Source organism: Steroidobacter sp., assembly GCF_016790065.1.
Taxonomy (GTDB): domain Bacteria; phylum Pseudomonadota; class Gammaproteobacteria; order Steroidobacterales; family Steroidobacteraceae; genus Steroidobacter.
In genome coordinates, this window is record NZ_JAEUPY010000409.1 from 1 (window position 1) to 16991 (window position 16991).

15 protein-coding genes are annotated in these 16991 nt (G+C 60.8%); 5 read left to right on the forward strand and 10 right to left on the reverse strand.

Annotated elements, in window-relative coordinates; genetic code table 11:
• Positions 1 to 1265: hypothetical protein (locus JNL55_RS16785; RefSeq protein WP_293855916.1), on the reverse strand; the 1265-nt coding region annotated here is incomplete at its 3' end.
• 169 nt (positions 1266 to 1434) lie between these two features.
• Between JNL55_RS16785 and JNL55_RS16790 the strand changes: the two genes are divergently transcribed.
• From JNL55_RS16790 to JNL55_RS16800, 3 genes are read left to right on the forward strand one after another with little or no spacing between them, the layout of a single operon-like run.
• Positions 1435 to 2235 (forward strand): type IV toxin-antitoxin system AbiEi family antitoxin domain-containing protein, encoded by an 801-nt coding sequence (locus JNL55_RS16790; protein ID WP_293855919.1) that lies wholly within the window; start codon positions 1435 to 1437, stop codon positions 2233 to 2235.
• A gap of 3 nt (positions 2236 to 2238) precedes the next feature.
• On the forward strand, positions 2239 to 3105 hold the full coding sequence (locus tag JNL55_RS16795; RefSeq protein WP_293855922.1) for a nucleotidyl transferase AbiEii/AbiGii toxin family protein: 867 nt from the start codon (positions 2239 to 2241) through the stop codon (positions 3103 to 3105).
• A gap of 37 nt (positions 3106 to 3142) precedes the next feature.
• Positions 3143 to 3658, forward strand: a complete 516-nt coding sequence (locus JNL55_RS16800; protein WP_293855925.1) for a DUF1993 family protein — start codon at positions 3143 to 3145, stop codon at positions 3656 to 3658.
• Between the two features lie 41 nt (positions 3659 to 3699).
• Here the strand turns inward: JNL55_RS16800 and JNL55_RS16805 are convergent, their stop codons facing one another.
• The 7 genes from JNL55_RS16805 to JNL55_RS16835 form a co-directional block, all read right to left on the reverse strand.
• Positions 3700 to 6636 (reverse strand): choice-of-anchor I family protein, encoded by a 2937-nt coding sequence (locus JNL55_RS16805; RefSeq protein ID WP_293855928.1) that lies wholly within the window; start codon positions 6634 to 6636, stop codon positions 3700 to 3702.
• Between the two features lie 721 nt (positions 6637 to 7357).
• Positions 7358 to 8341, reverse strand: a complete 984-nt coding sequence (locus JNL55_RS16810) for a hypothetical protein (protein WP_293855931.1) — start codon at positions 8339 to 8341, stop codon at positions 7358 to 7360.
• A gap of 248 nt (positions 8342 to 8589) precedes the next feature.
• Entirely contained in the window at positions 8590 to 9657 is a 1068-nt protein-coding gene (locus JNL55_RS16815) for an alpha/beta fold hydrolase (protein WP_293855934.1), read from the reverse strand.
• 49 nt (positions 9658 to 9706) lie between these two features.
• The gene (locus JNL55_RS16820; protein ID WP_293855937.1) at positions 9707 to 10891 is read right to left on the reverse strand and encodes an ABC transporter permease; all 1185 of its coding nucleotides are present in this window, start codon (positions 10889 to 10891) and stop codon (positions 9707 to 9709) included.
• Between the two features lie 13 nt (positions 10892 to 10904).
• A complete protein-coding gene (locus JNL55_RS16825) occupies positions 10905 to 12056 on the reverse strand; it encodes an ABC transporter permease (protein ID WP_293855940.1) in 1152 nt (383 codons plus the stop codon).
• Positions 12053 to 12745 carry an ABC transporter ATP-binding protein gene (locus JNL55_RS16830; RefSeq protein WP_293855943.1) on the reverse strand — a complete coding sequence of 231 codons (693 nt, stop codon included), beginning with the start codon at positions 12743 to 12745 and terminating at the stop codon, positions 12053 to 12055. The genes JNL55_RS16825 and JNL55_RS16830 overlap by 4 nt, the downstream gene beginning before the upstream one ends.
• A 116-nt stretch (positions 12746 to 12861) precedes the next feature.
• Complete coding sequence (locus JNL55_RS16835) at positions 12862 to 14112, reverse strand: MFS transporter (protein WP_293855946.1); 1251 nt, start codon at positions 14110 to 14112, stop codon at positions 12862 to 12864.
• 165 nt (positions 14113 to 14277) lie between these two features.
• On the opposite strand from JNL55_RS16835, the gene JNL55_RS16840 reads away from it, so the two are divergent.
• Positions 14278 to 14643, forward strand: coding sequence for a DoxX family protein (locus JNL55_RS16840; RefSeq protein WP_293855949.1), 366 nt, complete (start codon positions 14278 to 14280; stop codon positions 14641 to 14643).
• A 1-nt stretch (position 14644) separates the two neighbouring features.
• Here the strand turns inward: JNL55_RS16840 and JNL55_RS16845 are convergent, their stop codons facing one another.
• Both JNL55_RS16845 and JNL55_RS16850 read right to left on the reverse strand, forming a co-directional pair.
• Positions 14645 to 15607 carry a helix-turn-helix transcriptional regulator gene (locus JNL55_RS16845; RefSeq protein WP_293855952.1) on the reverse strand — a complete coding sequence of 321 codons (963 nt, stop codon included), beginning with the start codon at positions 15605 to 15607 and terminating at the stop codon, positions 14645 to 14647.
• Positions 15608 to 15710: 103 nt separating this feature from the next.
• Positions 15711 to 16334 (reverse strand): inorganic pyrophosphatase, encoded by a 624-nt coding sequence (locus JNL55_RS16850; RefSeq protein WP_293855955.1) that lies wholly within the window; start codon positions 16332 to 16334, stop codon positions 15711 to 15713.
• A gap of 172 nt (positions 16335 to 16506) precedes the next feature.
• Here JNL55_RS16850 and JNL55_RS16855 point away from each other — a divergent pair.
• On the forward strand, positions 16507 to 16991 hold a 485-nt coding region (locus JNL55_RS16855; RefSeq protein ID WP_293855958.1), incomplete at its 3' end, for an adenine phosphoribosyltransferase.

A 16991-nucleotide genomic window follows, 5' to 3' on the forward strand; every position in this document is an offset into this window, starting at 1 on the left:
AAGCTGCGCACGCCGCCGCTCGTGTCCTTATTGAACATGCGATACATGCCGCGCATGTCGGAATGAAACATCAGGAACGGTCGCGGCTCGTCGGCGTTGAACGGAATCAAATGAAAATCGCCGCCGTCCAGATTCACACCGGCCGCACACCGCGGATCGATGATGCACACGGCGCCGGTGGTCGAGCCCCCGAATGACATGCCGATCTCGCCGACGCGCTCGAGATTGCTCGCGGCGACGATCTCCGTCACTTCCGACGGCACCGCGCCTTGTTGTAATTGATCGTGGACAAACAAGCGGTCAGCCACCCAGATCGGCGCGCTCTGCACGATGCGCTGAGGCTTGTCGAGATTCTCCTTGGCCTGTTGCAACTGACCGGCGAGCCGATCGTCGAATTCCTTGCTGGTGTAACCCTTGACCGTGGCTTCGGGATATTTGCCCTTGGCCTCGTCCGAGTTGGCTGCTTGATCGACCAGTGCCGGATCCATCGGCGCTACCTCGCCGTTCGGAAACACCGTCGCCGAAGAATCGTAAGTGTGCTGAACCGAGTACACCACGTAGCCGTGGCTCGCCAGGTCTTCCATCAACACCGTGTTTTGATTCAGGAACGCGGTGTAGCCGTGGCTGTAAATCACCGTCGGTAGATGGGTGGCGCCAGTCAACAGCGGCGCGCTTGGAAATGAGTTGGTGCCGACGTGTCTCATATAAGTGAGAAACGGCGGAAACTTGAACAGGTTGCCCATGCTACGGGCGGTGTGTTCCGCCTCGGCGGCATCGAAGTACGGCCGTGCCTGGAGGCCGTCAGTGCTCTGCGCTGGGTACCACACCCGAACCAGCAAACGCCGCGGCTCATCATCCGCCGCGTGCCAGACACCGAGCCGGCTGCGATCCACCAACTCGAAGCTCCTGACACCCACCGCGTACTGCCCCGCAGGCTTGGGCAGATCCGGCACCGGAAATAAATAAATCGGCACCACCGCTGCTACTGACACCAGCGCCAGCAACGTGCCCGAGATGAACGGCACCCGGTCGCGTCGGGGCGAGCGTCGCACTTTCCAGATCAGCAGCGATCCCAGGAAAATCAGGGCCGCCACGATTCCCACCGTGGCCTGCCAACGATCCACCGCCACCCCGTAGATCGCCGCGACCAATGCTATGCCCGCAGCCCCCGCCAACAACTTGGCTCTCGCAGCCAACCGCCGCATCCACCACACCGCCACACACACGATCAATGCCGCGATCAGAACGATATCGCTGGGAATCATTGGATCCTTCCGCCGCTGGATGTTTCTTAATCTGAGGCGATGTTAAGGCAGGTCATGCCCTGCTGGGGTGCGCAATGATCACCCCAGCCGGCCAGGGGGCCATCAGCCATTGCACACTATTTTTAGTTAATCCCTTGCCAGGCGATTTACGCAGATATAGCGTACAACCATGAAAAAAGGCCTGGGAGAGCTGGAGCGCGCGCTTTTTGCCTATGTAGGCATGACTCAACAGCCAGTCGTGCGCACCGGCGATCTGGTCGACGCCTTGCAACTCACTCCTCGCAGCGAGCGCAACCTGCTTAGTCGGCTGGCGCAGGCTGGCTGGATTGCACGGGTCAAACGGGGTCTCTACCTGGTCCCTCAAAGGCTGCCGCTCGGCGGCAAATGGAGCCCCGACGAGATCCTTGCATTGACTACGTTGATGACAGACGCGAGAGCTCGTTTCCAGATCTGCGGGCCCAATGCTTTTAACCGCTATGGCTTCGATGAGCAGATTCCAACCCGACTCTATGTCTACAACGACAAGTTGTCGGGCCGCACGACGATTGGTCGTGTGGAACTCACGCTGATCAAAGTTGCCGCCAATCGGCTCGGCGGCACCGAACAGGTTCGCACCCGGGAAGGACTGCGAGCTGTGTACTGCTCACGCGTTCGTACCTTGCTCGACGCGGTCTACGACTGGTCGCGCTTCAACAGTTTGCCGCGTGCGTACGACTGGATCCGAAACGATCTTGCCGAGCGCAACATCAAAGCATCCGAGCTGGTTGCCGCAACACTCAAGTATGGAGATATCGGCACGATTCGCCGCATCGGCGCACTGCTGGAACAGGCCGGAGTGGCAACACGACTGTTGCGCAAACTGGCAAAGGCCGCGCCCGCCACCAAGAGCCTCATCCCCTGGATTCCAACGCTGCCCAAACGCGGCACCGTGAACCGGCGCTGGGGCGTAGTCATCAACTCAGCTGAATGATCCATGCCCATACGGCTGCATGAGAACAATCCCAGCCTGTTCCTAGAAGCGCTCAGTTTCACTGCAGCCGAAACCGGCTTTCTGCCGCGCCTGATCGAGAAGGACTATTTTTGTAGTGTCGTGCTTGAAGATCTGGCGGCACTCGACACTGCACTGGTCTTCAAGGGCGGCACACTGCTGGCGAAAGTTCACTCGGGCTTTTATCGCTTGAGCGAAGATCTGGACTTCAGCATCTGCACTGCCGTGGATGCGACCAAGAAGCAACGCAGTCAGGCGGTCGCTGCGATCAAACCCACTATTGCCAGCATTGCCAGCCGGCTGCCTGGGCTGCGAGTCGACACTCCGCTGACTGGGTCGAACGGCTCGACGCAATACAACGCGGTGCTGAGCTATCCATCCGTGCTGGCCGAGCAACGCGAAACCATCAAAGTCGAGATCGGACTACGGGAACCGGTTGTGTTGGAACCTGAAAGGTTGTCGGCACGCACCTTGTTGATGAACCCGGTCCGCACCGGCACTGCCTTGCTCGCCGAATTCTCCATCGTCAGCCTGAATCATCTGGAAACCATGGCCGAAAAGCTGCGCGCCGCGCTGTGCCGGCGAGAGGTCGCCATCCGCGATTTTTTTGACATCGATCATGCGGTCTCAACAGCACGGTTCGACACTGCCGCAGCGGAATTGCTCGCCCTGCTACGCCGGAAAATTGCAGTGAACGGAACCGGCGCAGTGGATCTCTCAGCTGCTCGCTACGACCAACTGACAGCCCAGCTCGAAGCGCAGCTGCGGCCCGTCTTGAGAAGCAAGGACTTCGAGCGCTTCGATCTGGAGCGCGCGTTCTCGACAGTCGTAAAGGCGGCGCAGGCTCTATAATCCGCGACCCAGCACCAAAAGAGCCCAGGGGGCCGACATGAGCGTTTCTTTATACGATGTCTCGATTCCTACCTTCTTGCATACGCTGCGCAGCCTGAAGAACATTCTGGAGAAGGCGGCGGCGCACGCCGAGACGCGTAAGTTCGATCCGAACGTGCTTGCGGCCAGCAGGCTGTTCCCGGACATGTTGCCGCTGAGCCGGCAGGTGCAGATCGCGACTGATGCTGCCAAGGGCGCGGCGGCGCGGTTGAGCGGGACTGAGCCGCCGAAGTTCGAAGACAATGAGACGACGCTGGCGGACTTGATTCTGCGCATCACCAAGACCGTCGACTATTTGCAGAGCTTCAAGCCCGAACAGTTCGAAGGCGCCGAGACGCGCGTCATCACCATCAAGACGCCGCGAGCCACGTTCAATTTCACTGCGGTGGATTTCGTGCGCCACTGGGCGCTGCCGAATTTCTTTTTCCACACGACCACGACCTATGCGCTGTTGCGCCAGGGCGGTGTGGAGATTGGTAAGGCTGACTTCCTGGGTGCTGTGCCCCAGAGCTGAGCAAGATGCAGGGGCCGGCGCAATGCCGGCCCCTGCCCAGATCACTCGCGTTCGATCTTGTACAGCGTGACCGTGCCGCTGACTTCGTTCGCCACCACCAGCAACGGCGTGCGCGACGGGCTGTCCTTGGCATCGATGAACAACAATCCTTCAGGAGCCAGATCGCCAGCGGCCGGTGCCGTGGCCGGATCCACCGTGAAGTCACGATTGTTGGTGTAGTCGACGAACACCGGCGCCAACGGATTGGTGATGTCGTAAGTAATCACGCCGCCCTGGCGCTCCAGACCGACGAACGCATAACGACGCTTGCCCACCGTGCCCACCGCCAGACCTTCCGGCTCCGGGCCCTTGTTGTCGGAGCGGCTGTCGAAGCTGCGATCGTCATTGCTGGCGTTGAAGAACGCCGGATTGCTGGCCGCGACGATGCGCTCGAAATCACTGCCGCTGTCGAACACTTGCGAACCGTCGGTGCTCCAGATGGAGAACGAACGGCCGCCGAGCGTGTACAACGACTCGTAGATGCCATCGCCATTCGCGTCACCCAATGAACCGGTGACATTGAGACGACCGAGGTTGGCATTCTTCTGTAAGTCAGCCGCGTTCGGGAATGCCGTGGGATCGAGCGTCAACGCGCTCACCCGCTTCTCTTCGGCAAAGCCAGTCCAATCGCGCGCGTCGCCTTCGTTCGCAGTCACCAGATACGTCTTCTTACCCGAGCGGAACGAGGCAATCGAGTCGGGTTGATACATGCCGAACACCGGCCAGTTACGAATGTTGATGGCGCTGTCGCGATCCGAAGCATCCAAGCCCGGCACCTTGACCAAGCCTACCGTCACATTCTCCGGCTGATACGTCGGCAAACGCGTGAACGTGCCGGTGGCGTTGTCGATGGCGATGCCCGCCACTTGGAAGTCGTTGTCGTTGATCAGCGCGAGCTGACCGTTGTTGAGCACTGCCAAGCCTTCGATCTTCTCCACCGACGCGTAGCCCGCATTCGCCAGATCGACATGCAGCGTCTTCGCAACTGGCACGACGCCAGCGGCAGTCAGTTCGGCCACAGTCATCTGGTCGACGCTCTTCTGCACGCCGCCGACGTTGAACAGACCGAGCGAGGAAACATCGGTGGCACCATCGAGCTTGAACGCATAGATCTTTTTGGTGATGGTCTCGATCGGATCTTCCGGCAGCGCATCGTCATCACGCTCCACCACCAAGAACCCACCACCCGGAACGGCGGCCGCGTCACCGATCTTGTCGGCACGCGTGTCGTCCGCACTCACTGACGGCGGGTTGTCCATCACGTACAGGAACTGACGCGTCGCGCGCGTCGCCGGATCGTATTCAACGACGCGGACATTCTTCATCGCATTCAACGCGGCGTTGCTCAACGTCGCCGGATTGCGGATCGGGCTCTGCACGAACGCGTAGATCTTGCCGTTCTGAATCGCGATGGCTTCGATGCCGCGATTCTGGCGACGCTGCGCAATCACCGCCGGCAGCGCTTCCACTCCATACTCACCCGCCTGACCCGCGAGCGGCACCGCCTTGCCAGCAGCAGCGTGCGTGCCAATCGGCACCAGACGCTCGATCAGTTTGCCCTTGCTGCTGAAGTGATAAATGGCCGGACGATATTCATCGGCCATCCAGAACGAACCGTCCGCATCGATGGCGATGCCTTCCAAATCCGCACCCTGCGGATCGAGCGCGATCGGCTGACCGAACAGATCGACACCGACTTCGTCGTTGTACGGCTGGTTGGTGTCGCTCGACAACGAAATGTTGGGCAGACCGGTGAGCGGCTTGCCATTGGCCTGCTTCAAAAGAATCTGCTGCTGCAACTCGAACTCGCCGCTGGCAGGATCGAGCGTGAAGCGCACCAGACGCGGCGTGAACTCAGGCAACAGGAACGGACGATTGATACCCGTGGGCTCGCCGTTCGGGCCACGATCGGTGTGAGTGATGAACTTGAGCTTGCCGTCGCCGGTCACGCCTTCGAAGGCCAGGCCCGAGAAGCCGCCCAGATTGATTTTCTGACCGCCGACCGTGGTGCCGATGGACGGTAGCTTGGTCCATTCGTAAGTCGCCGCGGTGAACGGCGGCTCGCTGTAGTCCTTGTAACCCAGCGGCAGCAAGTTGCTCACCGACGCACGCTTGATATCGATCTCAGCGATGGCGTTGTTTTCCTGCAGAGTCACGTAGGCGGTGCGCGAGTCTTCAGTGACGGTGATGTACTCAGGCTCGAAGTCCTGCGCGGCGCTGGCGCCAGGACCGTAAATGCGAATGCCCTGCGCACGGAGTTCCGCTTCCTTGCCGTTGAACTTCGTGAACGACACGGCGCGGACGTCGCTGTCGCTCAGTTTCTTCCATTCCTTAGCGTTGCGAGGCACAGGAACGATGCTGACGGAACCTTCCGGATCGACGTGCCCCGCGCCGTAGCCGCTCGGCTCGCCTTCGTTGGCGGTGAGCACGTAGCTGCCGTCAGGAGTGAACGTGATCATGTCGGGGAGAGAGCCGACGGTCACTGCTTTGATGAGTTTGCCGCTGACGTTGTAGAACGCTACATGACCCGGGTCGGTCTTCGGCGCGCTCTCGATGGCGACGGCCACGATGCCATCCTTCACCGCGACGCTGTTCGGCGCGCCGAAGTCGGAGGTATCGATGGTGGAGATTTTCTTGGGGCGCGACGGGTTTCGGATGTCGAGAATGTCGACGGTGGCTGTGGCCGCGTTCACCAGGAACAGGCGTTTGCTTTCTGCGTCGAACGCAACGATTTCTGCCGAGCCGGCTTCACCGGCGTCGTAAGTTGCGAGTGCCTCGAGCTTGATCGAGCCTCGCTCGTCGTTGTCTCGATCCTTGCCACTGTGTTTGTACCAATCCCAATCCTGGTCGTACTTGTCGCCGGCACTGGCGGGTGACGCGCAATTAAGAAGTGCAACCGCGACGGCCGCAGCCACGCAGGAACGAGACACAGTGGACATTGAAAGCTCCGAATCGATCGCGAAGAGTTTTTAGGTGCCCTGCCTGTGCCTCGTCCGTGAGGCAGCGCTCCGTGCTGGGCTTTAGCGGGGAGCTATTGTTTATTTGATGTGTGACGATTTGATGACGGACGGAGTAAGAGGGGGCTTAAGAGCGTCGGTGGCTGGCGACTGGCGGGGAGGGGGTGGCTCCTCCCGGCACCGCGGCACCCGCCGCGCCACGCAGACGCGTGCCGCTGCGCTTGTACATCCATGTAGCGCTATGGGACCGACATCCCTGTCGGATCCAATTGCCGGGAGAAGTCACCCCCTCCCCGCCAGCCGCCTGGATGACCGTGAAAACGGCCACCGCCTCACTGACGCCTCAAAAATCTCACGACGGTGGAATGAGCAAAGTTGCGGTCGGCTGCTCGCGCACACCTCGGCGCGTTAGGCCGAAGCGGCTTCGTTCAGTGCTTAACGCCGCACCTGCGCTTTAGGCCGAAGCGGTTTCGTTCAGTGCTTAACGCCGCACCTGCGCTTTAGGCCTCGCCAGGGGTGGGTCTCTGCTGCCGGCAGCTTCGACGTACAGGGATGTGCTAGTCGCAGCAGCGCTCATCAGGGATGTGCGGCAAGCACTGCGCGAAGCGCGGGGGCGGCCGTGCGCGGTGCCGGCAGCAGAGACCCACCCCTGGCGAGGCCAGCCACTGACGCTCCGGCCTCCGAGCTCCCAGCTCAGCCGCACTCAGCCGCGAGAGGCCAAAATAGGCGCGAGCGCAGCCTGCACTCTCTGTAACTGCTGACGAGTCACCATGCCTGACATCATCTTCATCATCTGAGGATGCTGCGCGCCCGACACGATGTACTGCCACCGATAAGCTCGCATCATCGTCTCTCGAATCTGCTGCTGTTCCGCGGGCGAGAAAGTGCGATCACACAACCGCATGAAGTACCCCGCATCCGCTGACGACTGCGTGCACACAACTTCATCGAGCAACCGAAGCAGAGCAATGAAGTCATCCACCGCGATATCACGCTCAGCAACACTTAAACCGCGATCCTCGCGCGCCCATTCAATCTCATCCATCACGGCGTGCTGGCATTCCTCCAGCCAGTGGAAGCGAAACACATCGCGATACAAATCCGACAGCTCATCATCTCGCTCAATGCTCTCTCGATAGTGAGCCTGAGTGAATAACTCGATGTGACAGGTCAACGCCAGCACCGCCCAGCTCGACTTGTTCAACACCTGACGCGCCACTTCATTCGCATCGGCGATCAGCGCGAAGCCGCCGGGCATGCGGGCGGAAATCGCCGACTCGATGCGACGGAACAGTTCCTGGTGTTTCAGCTCCTCATCGCTGAACCGCACCAACCCCTCCAGCGCGACCTGGTCACCCAACCCTTGTTTGCTGGCCAGTTCCAAAGTCTTGGCACTGATGAAACGCTCGACCAGGCCGAACAAGCAGGCATAGCTGCGCCCCTGGACATGGCTCATGGAGCGCTTCTCATCAGGGGTAAGAAACGCCAGGTCGTTCACCTTGGTAAGAGCATCCGGCAAAAACTTGCGGCGGAAGTCGAAGGCTCGGCCTCGGAACACGTCGGCGTCGATGTCCCAACGCACTCTTTTGGACGCCTTGATGCAACGGGCATAGCGGGCGCGGTCGGAGTTTTCCTGGAACAGTTTCTCGGCGGCGGGGGACACCATCATTGCGGCTGCGGCACTCATAAGCTTGTCTCGCGAGCGTTTCTTCAAAGTGCGCGCATGTTGCAGGCTTATGACAAGGTCCGCATGAGGCAGAAGGCTCATTCGAATGAGCCAGAAGCGGGACAAATGTCCTATTTGATGACTCGGGATCGGGCATCCTGCCGCGACCCTCGTGCGACTCGCAAAAGGCGCGACTTTTGCTCCTCGCTCGCCGCCGGTGGCGGCGCGGATACATCCATGTACCCGTGTGGCCCCGTCTAGCTCGGGGACTAGGCCACACCCCGATCGCGGGCCACGACGATGGCGCGGGACCGGGAATCGACGCCCAGTTTTTCGAAGATGTTGGTCAGGTGGTTGCGCACCGTCTTTTCGCTGATGAACAGCCGCCGGGCGATGTCGCCGTTGGCCGCACCCTGCGCCACCAATCGGAGGATCGCGTTCTCTCGGGCGGTCAGCTCATCCAGATCGACCGGCACGGCAGCACCACCGGTGCTCGAAGACGGGCTCACGCCCATGCACTCATTGAATGTCTCGCAGAAGCGCGCCCACGCCGGCTCGGTCTCGGTGAGGATGTGGTTGCGGCTTTCCAGCGTGACGAAGCTCGCGTTGGGAATCTCCGCCGCCAGCAAGCGGCCTTGCTCGAAAGGAATGCGTGCATCACCTCGAGCATGCACCACAACGGTCGGCACAGTGACTTTCGGTAACAGCGAGCGCACATTGATCTGCCCAAAGCATTCGATGATGCGAGCAGCGATTTCGGGCTGCGTGGTGGTGCGCATCAGATCCGAGAACCAGCGCACTTGCTCGGTGGTTGCATCGGGAATGAACAGCGAAGCAAACAACAACCGAAACGCCGGATTCTCCTGACCCCAGCCCTGGCGAATCAGCTCAACCAATGCTTCGCCATGACGCCGCGATTCGTCGCCGCGTTGTGCCCACCCTTCCGAATAGCACCCGTAAAGAATCAGCTGAGTGACGCGCTCGGGGTGGCGCACGGCGTATTCGATACACGCAGCACCGCCTTGAGAAATGCCGAGCAGCGGAAACGTGTCCAGATCGGACGCTTCGATGATGGCTTCCAGATCCGCGACTTGAGCTTCGTGCGACAGATCGGCCGCGTCCCAATCGGAAAGCCCACAGCCGCGGGGATCGAAACGAATCAATTGGCGGCCGGCGGACAGAAACCGAAACCAATGGCGCCACACCGGGCTCTGCCAGTCGAACTCCAGGTGCGACAGCCAATTGGCTGACTTCACCAACGGCGCTCCTTGCCCGGAAGTAGCCACCGCCAGACGCGTACCGTCCGCGGATTTGATGAAACGAATCGTTTGTTGCATGGGGCGCCCCAACCCGCCCGCGAGAATAACAAAATGCCGGCGCTGTGCCTCAAACCGCCCTTAAGGCCATAGCCACCGGCAAGCGCGCCGCCCGCAGTGCCGGGAACAAGCCGCCCAGCACACCGATGATGCAGGCCCAGACGATGCCTAGAATCATCAGCTGCGGACTGACGTTCAACGCAAACACCATTTGGCCCATGCCACCGCCGGAAGTGCTGACGGTGTTGCCGTTGAAGAATAGCCAAGCGATCAACGCGCCGATGACGCCGCCGATCAGTGCCAGGATCAGCGCTTCAGCCAGCACCGACATCACCATCGCGGTCGAGCCGAAGCCCAGCGCACGCAACGTGGCAATTTCCTGTAGTCGCGCGCTCACGGCCGAATACATAGTGTTGAGCGCCGCGAACACCGCACCCACCGCCATGATGCCGCCCACCACATAGGCGATCACTTTGATGATGGTGCTCATGGTCTTGGACTGTTGCTGGTAGTACTCGCGTTCGCGAATCACATCTACCGACAGCGCGGGATTGGAGCTCAACGAATCCTTGAAGGCCTGGAACGAGGACTTGGAAGCCAGCAACGCGGTGACACTTTGAAAGGAGCCGCGTTGATCGATGGAGATCAGCGTTTCCGCATCGGTCATCACCGACGATTCATGCATGTCGCCGCCGGTCTCGAATACGCCGACCACGGTCCAACCAGCACCGCGCGAGTTGACCACGTCACCGACGTTCAATCCTTTGTACTGCGCGCGCGCCGATTTGCCTACGATGACCTCGGTCACCGCCGGTTGAAACATCCGGCCTTCGATGATCTTCAGTTCGGGCCGCACCTGGCTCAGCTTCGGCCCCACGCCACGCAGCACCACGTTGACCTCGGCACCGTCTTGTTTCTTGTGCAAGCTCAGGATGCGCATGGTCTCGGCAGACAGAATCGGATCGCCTTGCGCGTCGTGCTTCACACCGGCAGCGTCCGCGACCAGCTTGGCCGAATTGCGATCCAAGGCGCTGGAGGTTTCAGCCACCGAACCGCTACGCATGACGATGGCGCGATCCTCGCGGCCGGTGTTTTCCATGGTGCGAATCAAGCCGGTGGACATAGCCAGCACCGACACCAGCACAGCAACCACGCCGGCGATGCCGATGACCACCACCAGCGACGTGCTCACCCGCTGCGGCAAGCTGCGAAAGTTCATGGCGGTGACCGCGCGGATCTGGCGGAACATTTTCATGATTCGATTCCGCTCAACGTCCGGCCAAAGCGTCGACGATATTCAATTGCCGCGCACGCCAGGCCGGAGGAAACCCGCTGACGAACGCAACCACCACCGCAATGCCCGCTCCCATGGTCGCAACCACCGCCGGCATCGAGAAATCGCCGAACAGCTCCTGCAAGACGGGCGTTTGGAACACCAACGCCGCCAGCCCGATGCCGAGCGCGGCGGCAAACAAGCACAACAACAGCGCCTCGGTCAGCACCAACAACAGCACTTTGGTATCCGAGTAGCCGAGTGTCTTCAGCACCGCGAGTTCCGAGGTTCGCTCACGAACCGACTGCATCATGGTGTTGGCCGTCAGGAACAGCAGCGTGAACAACACGGCACCGACGATGGCGTTGGCGATGAAGTTGATGTCGCCCAGCTGTTTCAACTGTGACTGTGCCAGCGCGGACTCGGTTTGCGTGCGCGTCTCGCGCGAAGAGTTGGCGAACATCGTATCGATCTCGCGCGACACCCGCTGGGCCTGTTTCGGATCCTGCACCGACACGATGAAGTAATGCGCCTCGCCGGTCCCGAACTGACGCGCCTCGTCGAAGTAGCTGTAGTTCAGGAAGAACGTCGGAAAGCCGGCGCCGTAAGCGGACGAGTCGAAGGTGCCGACCACATCGAACAGCCAGGTGTTGCTACCCGACTTGTCGGTCCAGATGGAGGTGCCGATGGGAATGCGGTCGCCCACCTTCCAGCCATACTTTGCAGCCAACGCCTCGCTGAGCAACACACCGGTGCGTGTCTTGACCATGGCCTCGACGTACTCGGGCTTGATCTTGATTTCTTTGTAGACCTTGAACAGCTCGACCGCGTCGGTGGCAAACGCCGGTACGACGTTGCGCGCCTCCTGGTAGTAGCCGCCAAAGTAGGCCCACAACGAAACGGCACGCACGCCTGATACATTGCGGATGCGCGAAAGGTAAGAGACCGGCAAACCATCGGTCATGGTGGTGCGCGCAGAAACGTACAACCGGTCGACGTCCAGGCGGCCCATGGCCGTGCTGAAGCCCTGGTTGATTCCTTGCAACAGGCCGAACAATAGGAACGCGATCACGATGGACATCATCGTGAACACGGTGCGCGTCTTCTTGCGCCACAGCCCGGCCCAGACGAGTCCGAAATATTTCATGCCGCGCGCCTGGCATCGTTGGTGAGGCGGCCTTTGTCGAGATGCAGTTCGCGCGTGGCGTATTCGGCAGCCCGCGGGTCGTGGGTCACCATCACGATGGTCTTGTTGTGACTCTGATTCAGCGCCTTGAGCAGATTCATGATTTCTTCGGCGCTCTGGCGATCCAGATCGCCGGTGGGCTCGTCGCAAACCAGCAGCGTGGGATCGGACACGATGGCGCGAGCGATGGCGACGCGTTGTTGCTGACCGCCGGACAGCTCGTTCGGCTTGTGGCGGGCCCGGTCGGCCAGACCGACCAGCTCCAACGCGATTTGCACGCGTCGGCGCCGCTCGGACTTGGGAAGATCGGTCAACAGCAGTGGCACTTCGACGTTGGCCTCAGCGGTCAACACCGGCAGCAGATTATAGAACTGGAAAATGAAACCGATGTGCCGGGCGCGCCAGTCCGACAAATTGCCCCGAGACAATTGATCGATACGATCGCCGGCGACCAACACTTCGCCGCTGCTGGGCTGATCCAGGCCAGCCACCAGATTCAACAAAGTGGTCTTGCCCGAGCCGGACGGGCCCATCAGCGCCAGGAACTCGCCGGTCTCGATGTTCAGATCGACGCCGTGAAGCACCTCGACCTTTTGCTTACCGCGAACATAGCTCTTGGTGACATTGCGCAAGGTCACGAGTGCAGTCATGGCGCTGATCCGTGTCGACTGATGGAACGCGCGGCAGTGTAACCACTCGCTGACAGGACGTCAGGTGGGTGCCGGCGAAATACGGCAGATTGCCGGCGATGCGCTCGAACGGCGGCCTAAGCGGCCGCGGCTGCAGGCTGTAGCTGCACTTTCTGCTCACGGATCGGCAAATTCACGATAGCCGCCGCCAGCGCCAACATGATGTCCGCGTACCACATCCACTGATACGAATTGGTCTGCGACAACACCACGCCGCCGAGCCAGGCGCCGAGGAAGCCACCGACTTGATGAGACAGCAGGGTGAGGCCGAACAGCGTCGCCAGATAGCGCGTGCCGAACAGCTTGCCCACCAGACCTGCGGTCGGCGGCACTGTCGCGAGCCACGTCACGCCGAGCGACGCGGCGAAGATATAGATGTTGAGCGCCGTCTTGGGCATCACGATATAGATCGCAATGATCGCGGCCCGGCTGGCGTAGATCCACGCCAGCAAATACTTCATACGATAGCGCTGACCGAGCCAGCCTACCGTCAAGCTGCCCACCACATTGAACAAGCCGATCAAGCCCAGCGACGTCGCCGCAACTTGGGCTGAGAGCCCGCACAGTTGCAGATCGCTCGGGAAGTGAGTGACCAGGAAGGCGATATGAAAGCCGCAGGTGAAAAAGCCGGCGTGTAGATACAAGTAGCTGGGATTGCGGAGCGCGTCGCGAATCTGCTGGCTCAGCGTGATGTGTCCAGCGCCAGTTGCCACAGTCACCGGCGAAGCCATCTTCGATGCCGAGCGCATCAACGGAATCACCAACGGGATCGTCAACAGCGCCGCGAATGCCGTAGCAAACATCGCGCTCGCCCAGCCCGCGATACCGATGATGAACTGCATCAGCGGAGCGAACACGAACTGACCGAGCGAACCGCCAGCATTGATGATGCCCGACGCCATCGAGCGCTTCTCGGGCGGCAAGCGCTGCGCGGCGACGCCGATCAAAATCGAGAAGCTGCCGGCAGCGGCACCGGCCGCACCCAGCACGCCCATGGTGAGCAACAAACCGCTGCTCGAAGTCATGAACGGCGTGAGCACCGAGCCGATCGACAATAACAGCGCGCCGACCACGATGACTTTCGGTGCGCCGTATTTATCGGCGATGGCGCCGAACACCGGCTGCGCAGCGCCGAATACGAATTGACCGACCGCCAATGCAAAGCTGAAGGCGACGATGGAGACGCCCGTGCTTTGAGTGATGGGCAACAGAAACAAGCCCGACGTCTGCCGCGCGCCCATGGTGATGAGCAAAATGGCGGAAGCCGCAAGAATGAGTCCAAAGGTGCCGGCGGACGCGGTGGACTGGGGCGCGCTGGATGTGTTCATGAGGCGCGGGAGTATTACGCGTTCCTGGCTCCGCTCACAGGTGCAGTTGGATGAGAAACAGTCAGCACTCTGGTGACAGAAACTCCCGAATGGCGCGCGGCGAGCTGCAATCGACTACGGGGTCCCTTATGATCCGCGCCTTTCGTTAAGGACTTCTATTCGATCATGAAGATCTCTTCAATCATGGTGGTGCGAGTCACGGTCGCGGCCATGTTCATCATCCACGGTGTCGGTCGCATCTTGAACGATGCAGTGGCGCCGTTCGGACCGTTTCTGGAATCGCAGGGCTTACCGTTCGGCCTCGCTTGGGCATGGGCGATAACGCTGATCGAAATCGTCGGCGGCAGCTTGCTCGCACTCGGCCGCTACACCGCGCCGCTCGCGGCATATTTCATCATCCAGACCGCGCTTGGCATCTGGATGGTGCATTGGAAGGCAGGCTGGTTCGTGGTCGGCTTAGGCCGCAATGGCATGGAGTACAGCGTGTTACTGATCGCGTGCCTGGTGGCTGTACTGTTAGGAAAGAAGTGAGTCAGGTGGTCGCTGCGACCACTCGCTTGGCTTGATTGCGCAGCTTCCGGCGCAGTTCAGTGGGCTTGACGATGTCGGCCTCGAACACCAGATCGAACAAGATCCGCAGCGCGGCTTCTTCGCGCTCGAAGTCGAGCGTGACCGGCTTGCGGCCTTTGAAGTTCTCGCCCAGCGGCTCGAGCCGCGAGCGAAACCAATGACCGAAGCTGTCGAGCAGTTGCTGCTTGCCCTTGGCGGAAATCTCCAGCTCCACTGGAAACGCCACCGGGGGATTCTTTTCGAACTTCTCGCACCAGGTGTTCCAGAACTTCTGCAAATCGAAATCGGCGTCTCTGGTGAAATGGGTAGCCGCGGGCTGCAGAGATAACAAGCGTGAGATGCGAAACACCCGCGTCTCGCGCTTCACGCGGCCGATCAAGTACCAGGTGTCTACTTTCACCACCAGCGCGTACGGCTCGACTAGATAGTCCCGCACTTCGCCGTTGCTCCGGCGATAGTTGATGTTGACGAGTTCATCCTTCCAGATTGCTCCGCGCAGGATGTCCAGATGCGGAGAGGCGTCGTAGGAACGAAACCAAGGTTTGGTATCGAACAGCAAGCGGCCGCGCGCATGCTGGGCTCTGAGCTGATGCATGGTCGGCACCGCTGCCGCGAGTTTGTCGAGCGCCGTTCGCGTTGGCGCCGCTAGATCACGGCCGATGCCGGCGGGACTTGCGATGAGTGCTAACGCTTCAGCCTCGCCTGAGGACAGGCCGGTGAGATCGGAGGTGTAACCTTCCACCAGCCTGATGCCACCGCCGCGGCCTTGCTCGGTATACACCGGGACGCCCATGGTCGAGAGCGCGTCGATGTCGCGGAAGATGGTTCTTACCGATACGTCCAGGCGCTGAGCGAGTTCACCAGCGGTGAGTGCTTGCGCCCTTTGCAGGGCCATGAGAATGGCAATGAGTCGTTCCGCGCGCATGTCGGGATTACAACTGCAAAAGCTGACATCGAGTGTCAACGAAGCGAACAGTAACCGACTTTAGTCTCCTCGCCCGTGGCAGGCGAGGAGACTGGGGTGTTTCTTAGCGCACGCCCATGAAAGCAGCCGTGTAATCCGCTTGGCTGCGACGAATCGCTTCGTACGCCTCTTCCCGGCCATACACATGCGTGATCTCGACCTTGTGATCCGGCGAGTCCGGCGCGTGCTTGTAGGTGAGGAAGTAGTGCTTCACACGCTCGATCACCGACTTCGGGCACTGAGCGATGTCGGTCAGGTGACCGTACAAAGCGTCATCCCGCATCACTGCGATGATTTTATCGTCAGCTTCGTTGTCATCGATCATGCGCAGGCCACCGATGGGAATCGCCTGCACCAGCACGTCGCCGTGGCCGATGGATTTTTCGGTGAGCACGCAGATGTCCATCGGGTCGCCGTCGCCCTTGATGTCGGCCTTGCCGGTGCGCTCTTCGCAATAAGCAGCGACGCGCTCGGCGCACAGGGTGCGCGGCAGGAAGCCGTACAGCGACGGGCAGATGTTGGAGAACCGCTGTGGCCGATCGACCTTGAGCAGGCCGGTGGCTTTGTCGATTTCATACTTCACCGTGTCGGTGGGCACGATCTCGATATAGGCGGTGACGACGGACGGAGCTTGAGCGCCGAGTTCGACGCCATGCCAGGGATGAGCACGAAAAGCAGAAGGAAACATAGTCGACATTGATTAGGAGTTAGGACTAGGAATGGAAGATGAATTGGATCGACCCGATGCGGGGTCTTATTAGATGGACCCGCCCCGGGTCGGGGAGCGAAAAACAGTAACTTGGGCGACAATGGCCGGCCCGCAGTGTACCTGAAGGAACGCGCCCACCGGCCGCGAGCTCATGACAGATCTGAAGCGCCACATCCGGGATGTGCCCGATTTCCCTCGTCCCGGCATCGTTTTCCGCGACATTGCCCCATTACTGCGCACTCAGTTCGGCGCCACCATCGAGGCCATGAGCGGGCTGCTCAGCGGCGCCGAGTGGGACCGGATCGACGCGGTGGCCGGGGTCGAATCGCGGGGTTTCATGCTCGGTGCGGCCCTGGCCCTGCGCCATGGCAAGGGGTTCGTGCCGGTCCGTAAGCAAGGCAAGCTACCCCCGCCCGTGGTCAGCATCCCGTACCAGCTTGAGTACGGGACCGGCGTGCTGGAATTGCAGCCGGGGAGCGGCCGGCTACTCCTGGTCGACGATGTGCTGGCCACCGGCGGCACACTGCTGGCCGCCGCCGACCTGGCCCGGGTGGCCGGTTACCAGGTGGAGTGCCTGGCGGTGCTGCTGGACCTGAACCTGGTCCCGGACTTCCGCTGGGGTGAACTGCCGGCCCG

What these genes read in the sequence shown, in the direction of transcription:
- JNL55_RS16790 (WP_293855919.1), top strand. Translation starts at nt 1,435, where the DNA reads ATGAAAAAAGGCCTGGGAGAGCTGGAGCGCGCGCTTTTTGCCTATGTA.
- JNL55_RS16795 (WP_293855922.1), top strand. Translation starts at nt 2,239, where the DNA reads ATGCCCATACGGCTGCATGAGAACAATCCCAGCCTGTTCCTAGAAGCG.
- JNL55_RS16800 (WP_293855925.1), top strand. Translation starts at nt 3,143, where the DNA reads ATGAGCGTTTCTTTATACGATGTCTCGATTCCTACCTTCTTGCATACG.
- JNL55_RS16805 (WP_293855928.1), bottom strand. Translation starts at nt 6,636, where the DNA reads ATGTCCACTGTGTCTCGTTCCTGCGTGGCTGCGGCCGTCGCGGTTGCA.
- JNL55_RS16810 (WP_293855931.1), bottom strand. Translation starts at nt 8,341, where the DNA reads ATGAGTGCCGCAGCCGCAATGATGGTGTCCCCCGCCGCCGAGAAACTG.
- JNL55_RS16815 (WP_293855934.1), bottom strand. Translation starts at nt 9,657, where the DNA reads ATGCAACAAACGATTCGTTTCATCAAATCCGCGGACGGTACGCGTCTG.
- JNL55_RS16820 (WP_293855937.1), bottom strand. Translation starts at nt 10,891, where the DNA reads ATGAAAATGTTCCGCCAGATCCGCGCGGTCACCGCCATGAACTTTCGC.
- JNL55_RS16825 (WP_293855940.1), bottom strand. Translation starts at nt 12,056, where the DNA reads ATGAAATATTTCGGACTCGTCTGGGCCGGGCTGTGGCGCAAGAAGACG.
- JNL55_RS16830 (WP_293855943.1), bottom strand. Translation starts at nt 12,745, where the DNA reads ATGACTGCACTCGTGACCTTGCGCAATGTCACCAAGAGCTATGTTCGC.
- JNL55_RS16835 (WP_293855946.1), bottom strand. Translation starts at nt 14,112, where the DNA reads ATGAACACATCCAGCGCGCCCCAGTCCACCGCGTCCGCCGGCACCTTT.
- JNL55_RS16840 (WP_293855949.1), top strand. Translation starts at nt 14,278, where the DNA reads ATGAAGATCTCTTCAATCATGGTGGTGCGAGTCACGGTCGCGGCCATG.
- JNL55_RS16845 (WP_293855952.1), bottom strand. Translation starts at nt 15,607, where the DNA reads ATGCGCGCGGAACGACTCATTGCCATTCTCATGGCCCTGCAAAGGGCG.
- JNL55_RS16850 (WP_293855955.1), bottom strand. Translation starts at nt 16,334, where the DNA reads ATGTTTCCTTCTGCTTTTCGTGCTCATCCCTGGCATGGCGTCGAACTC.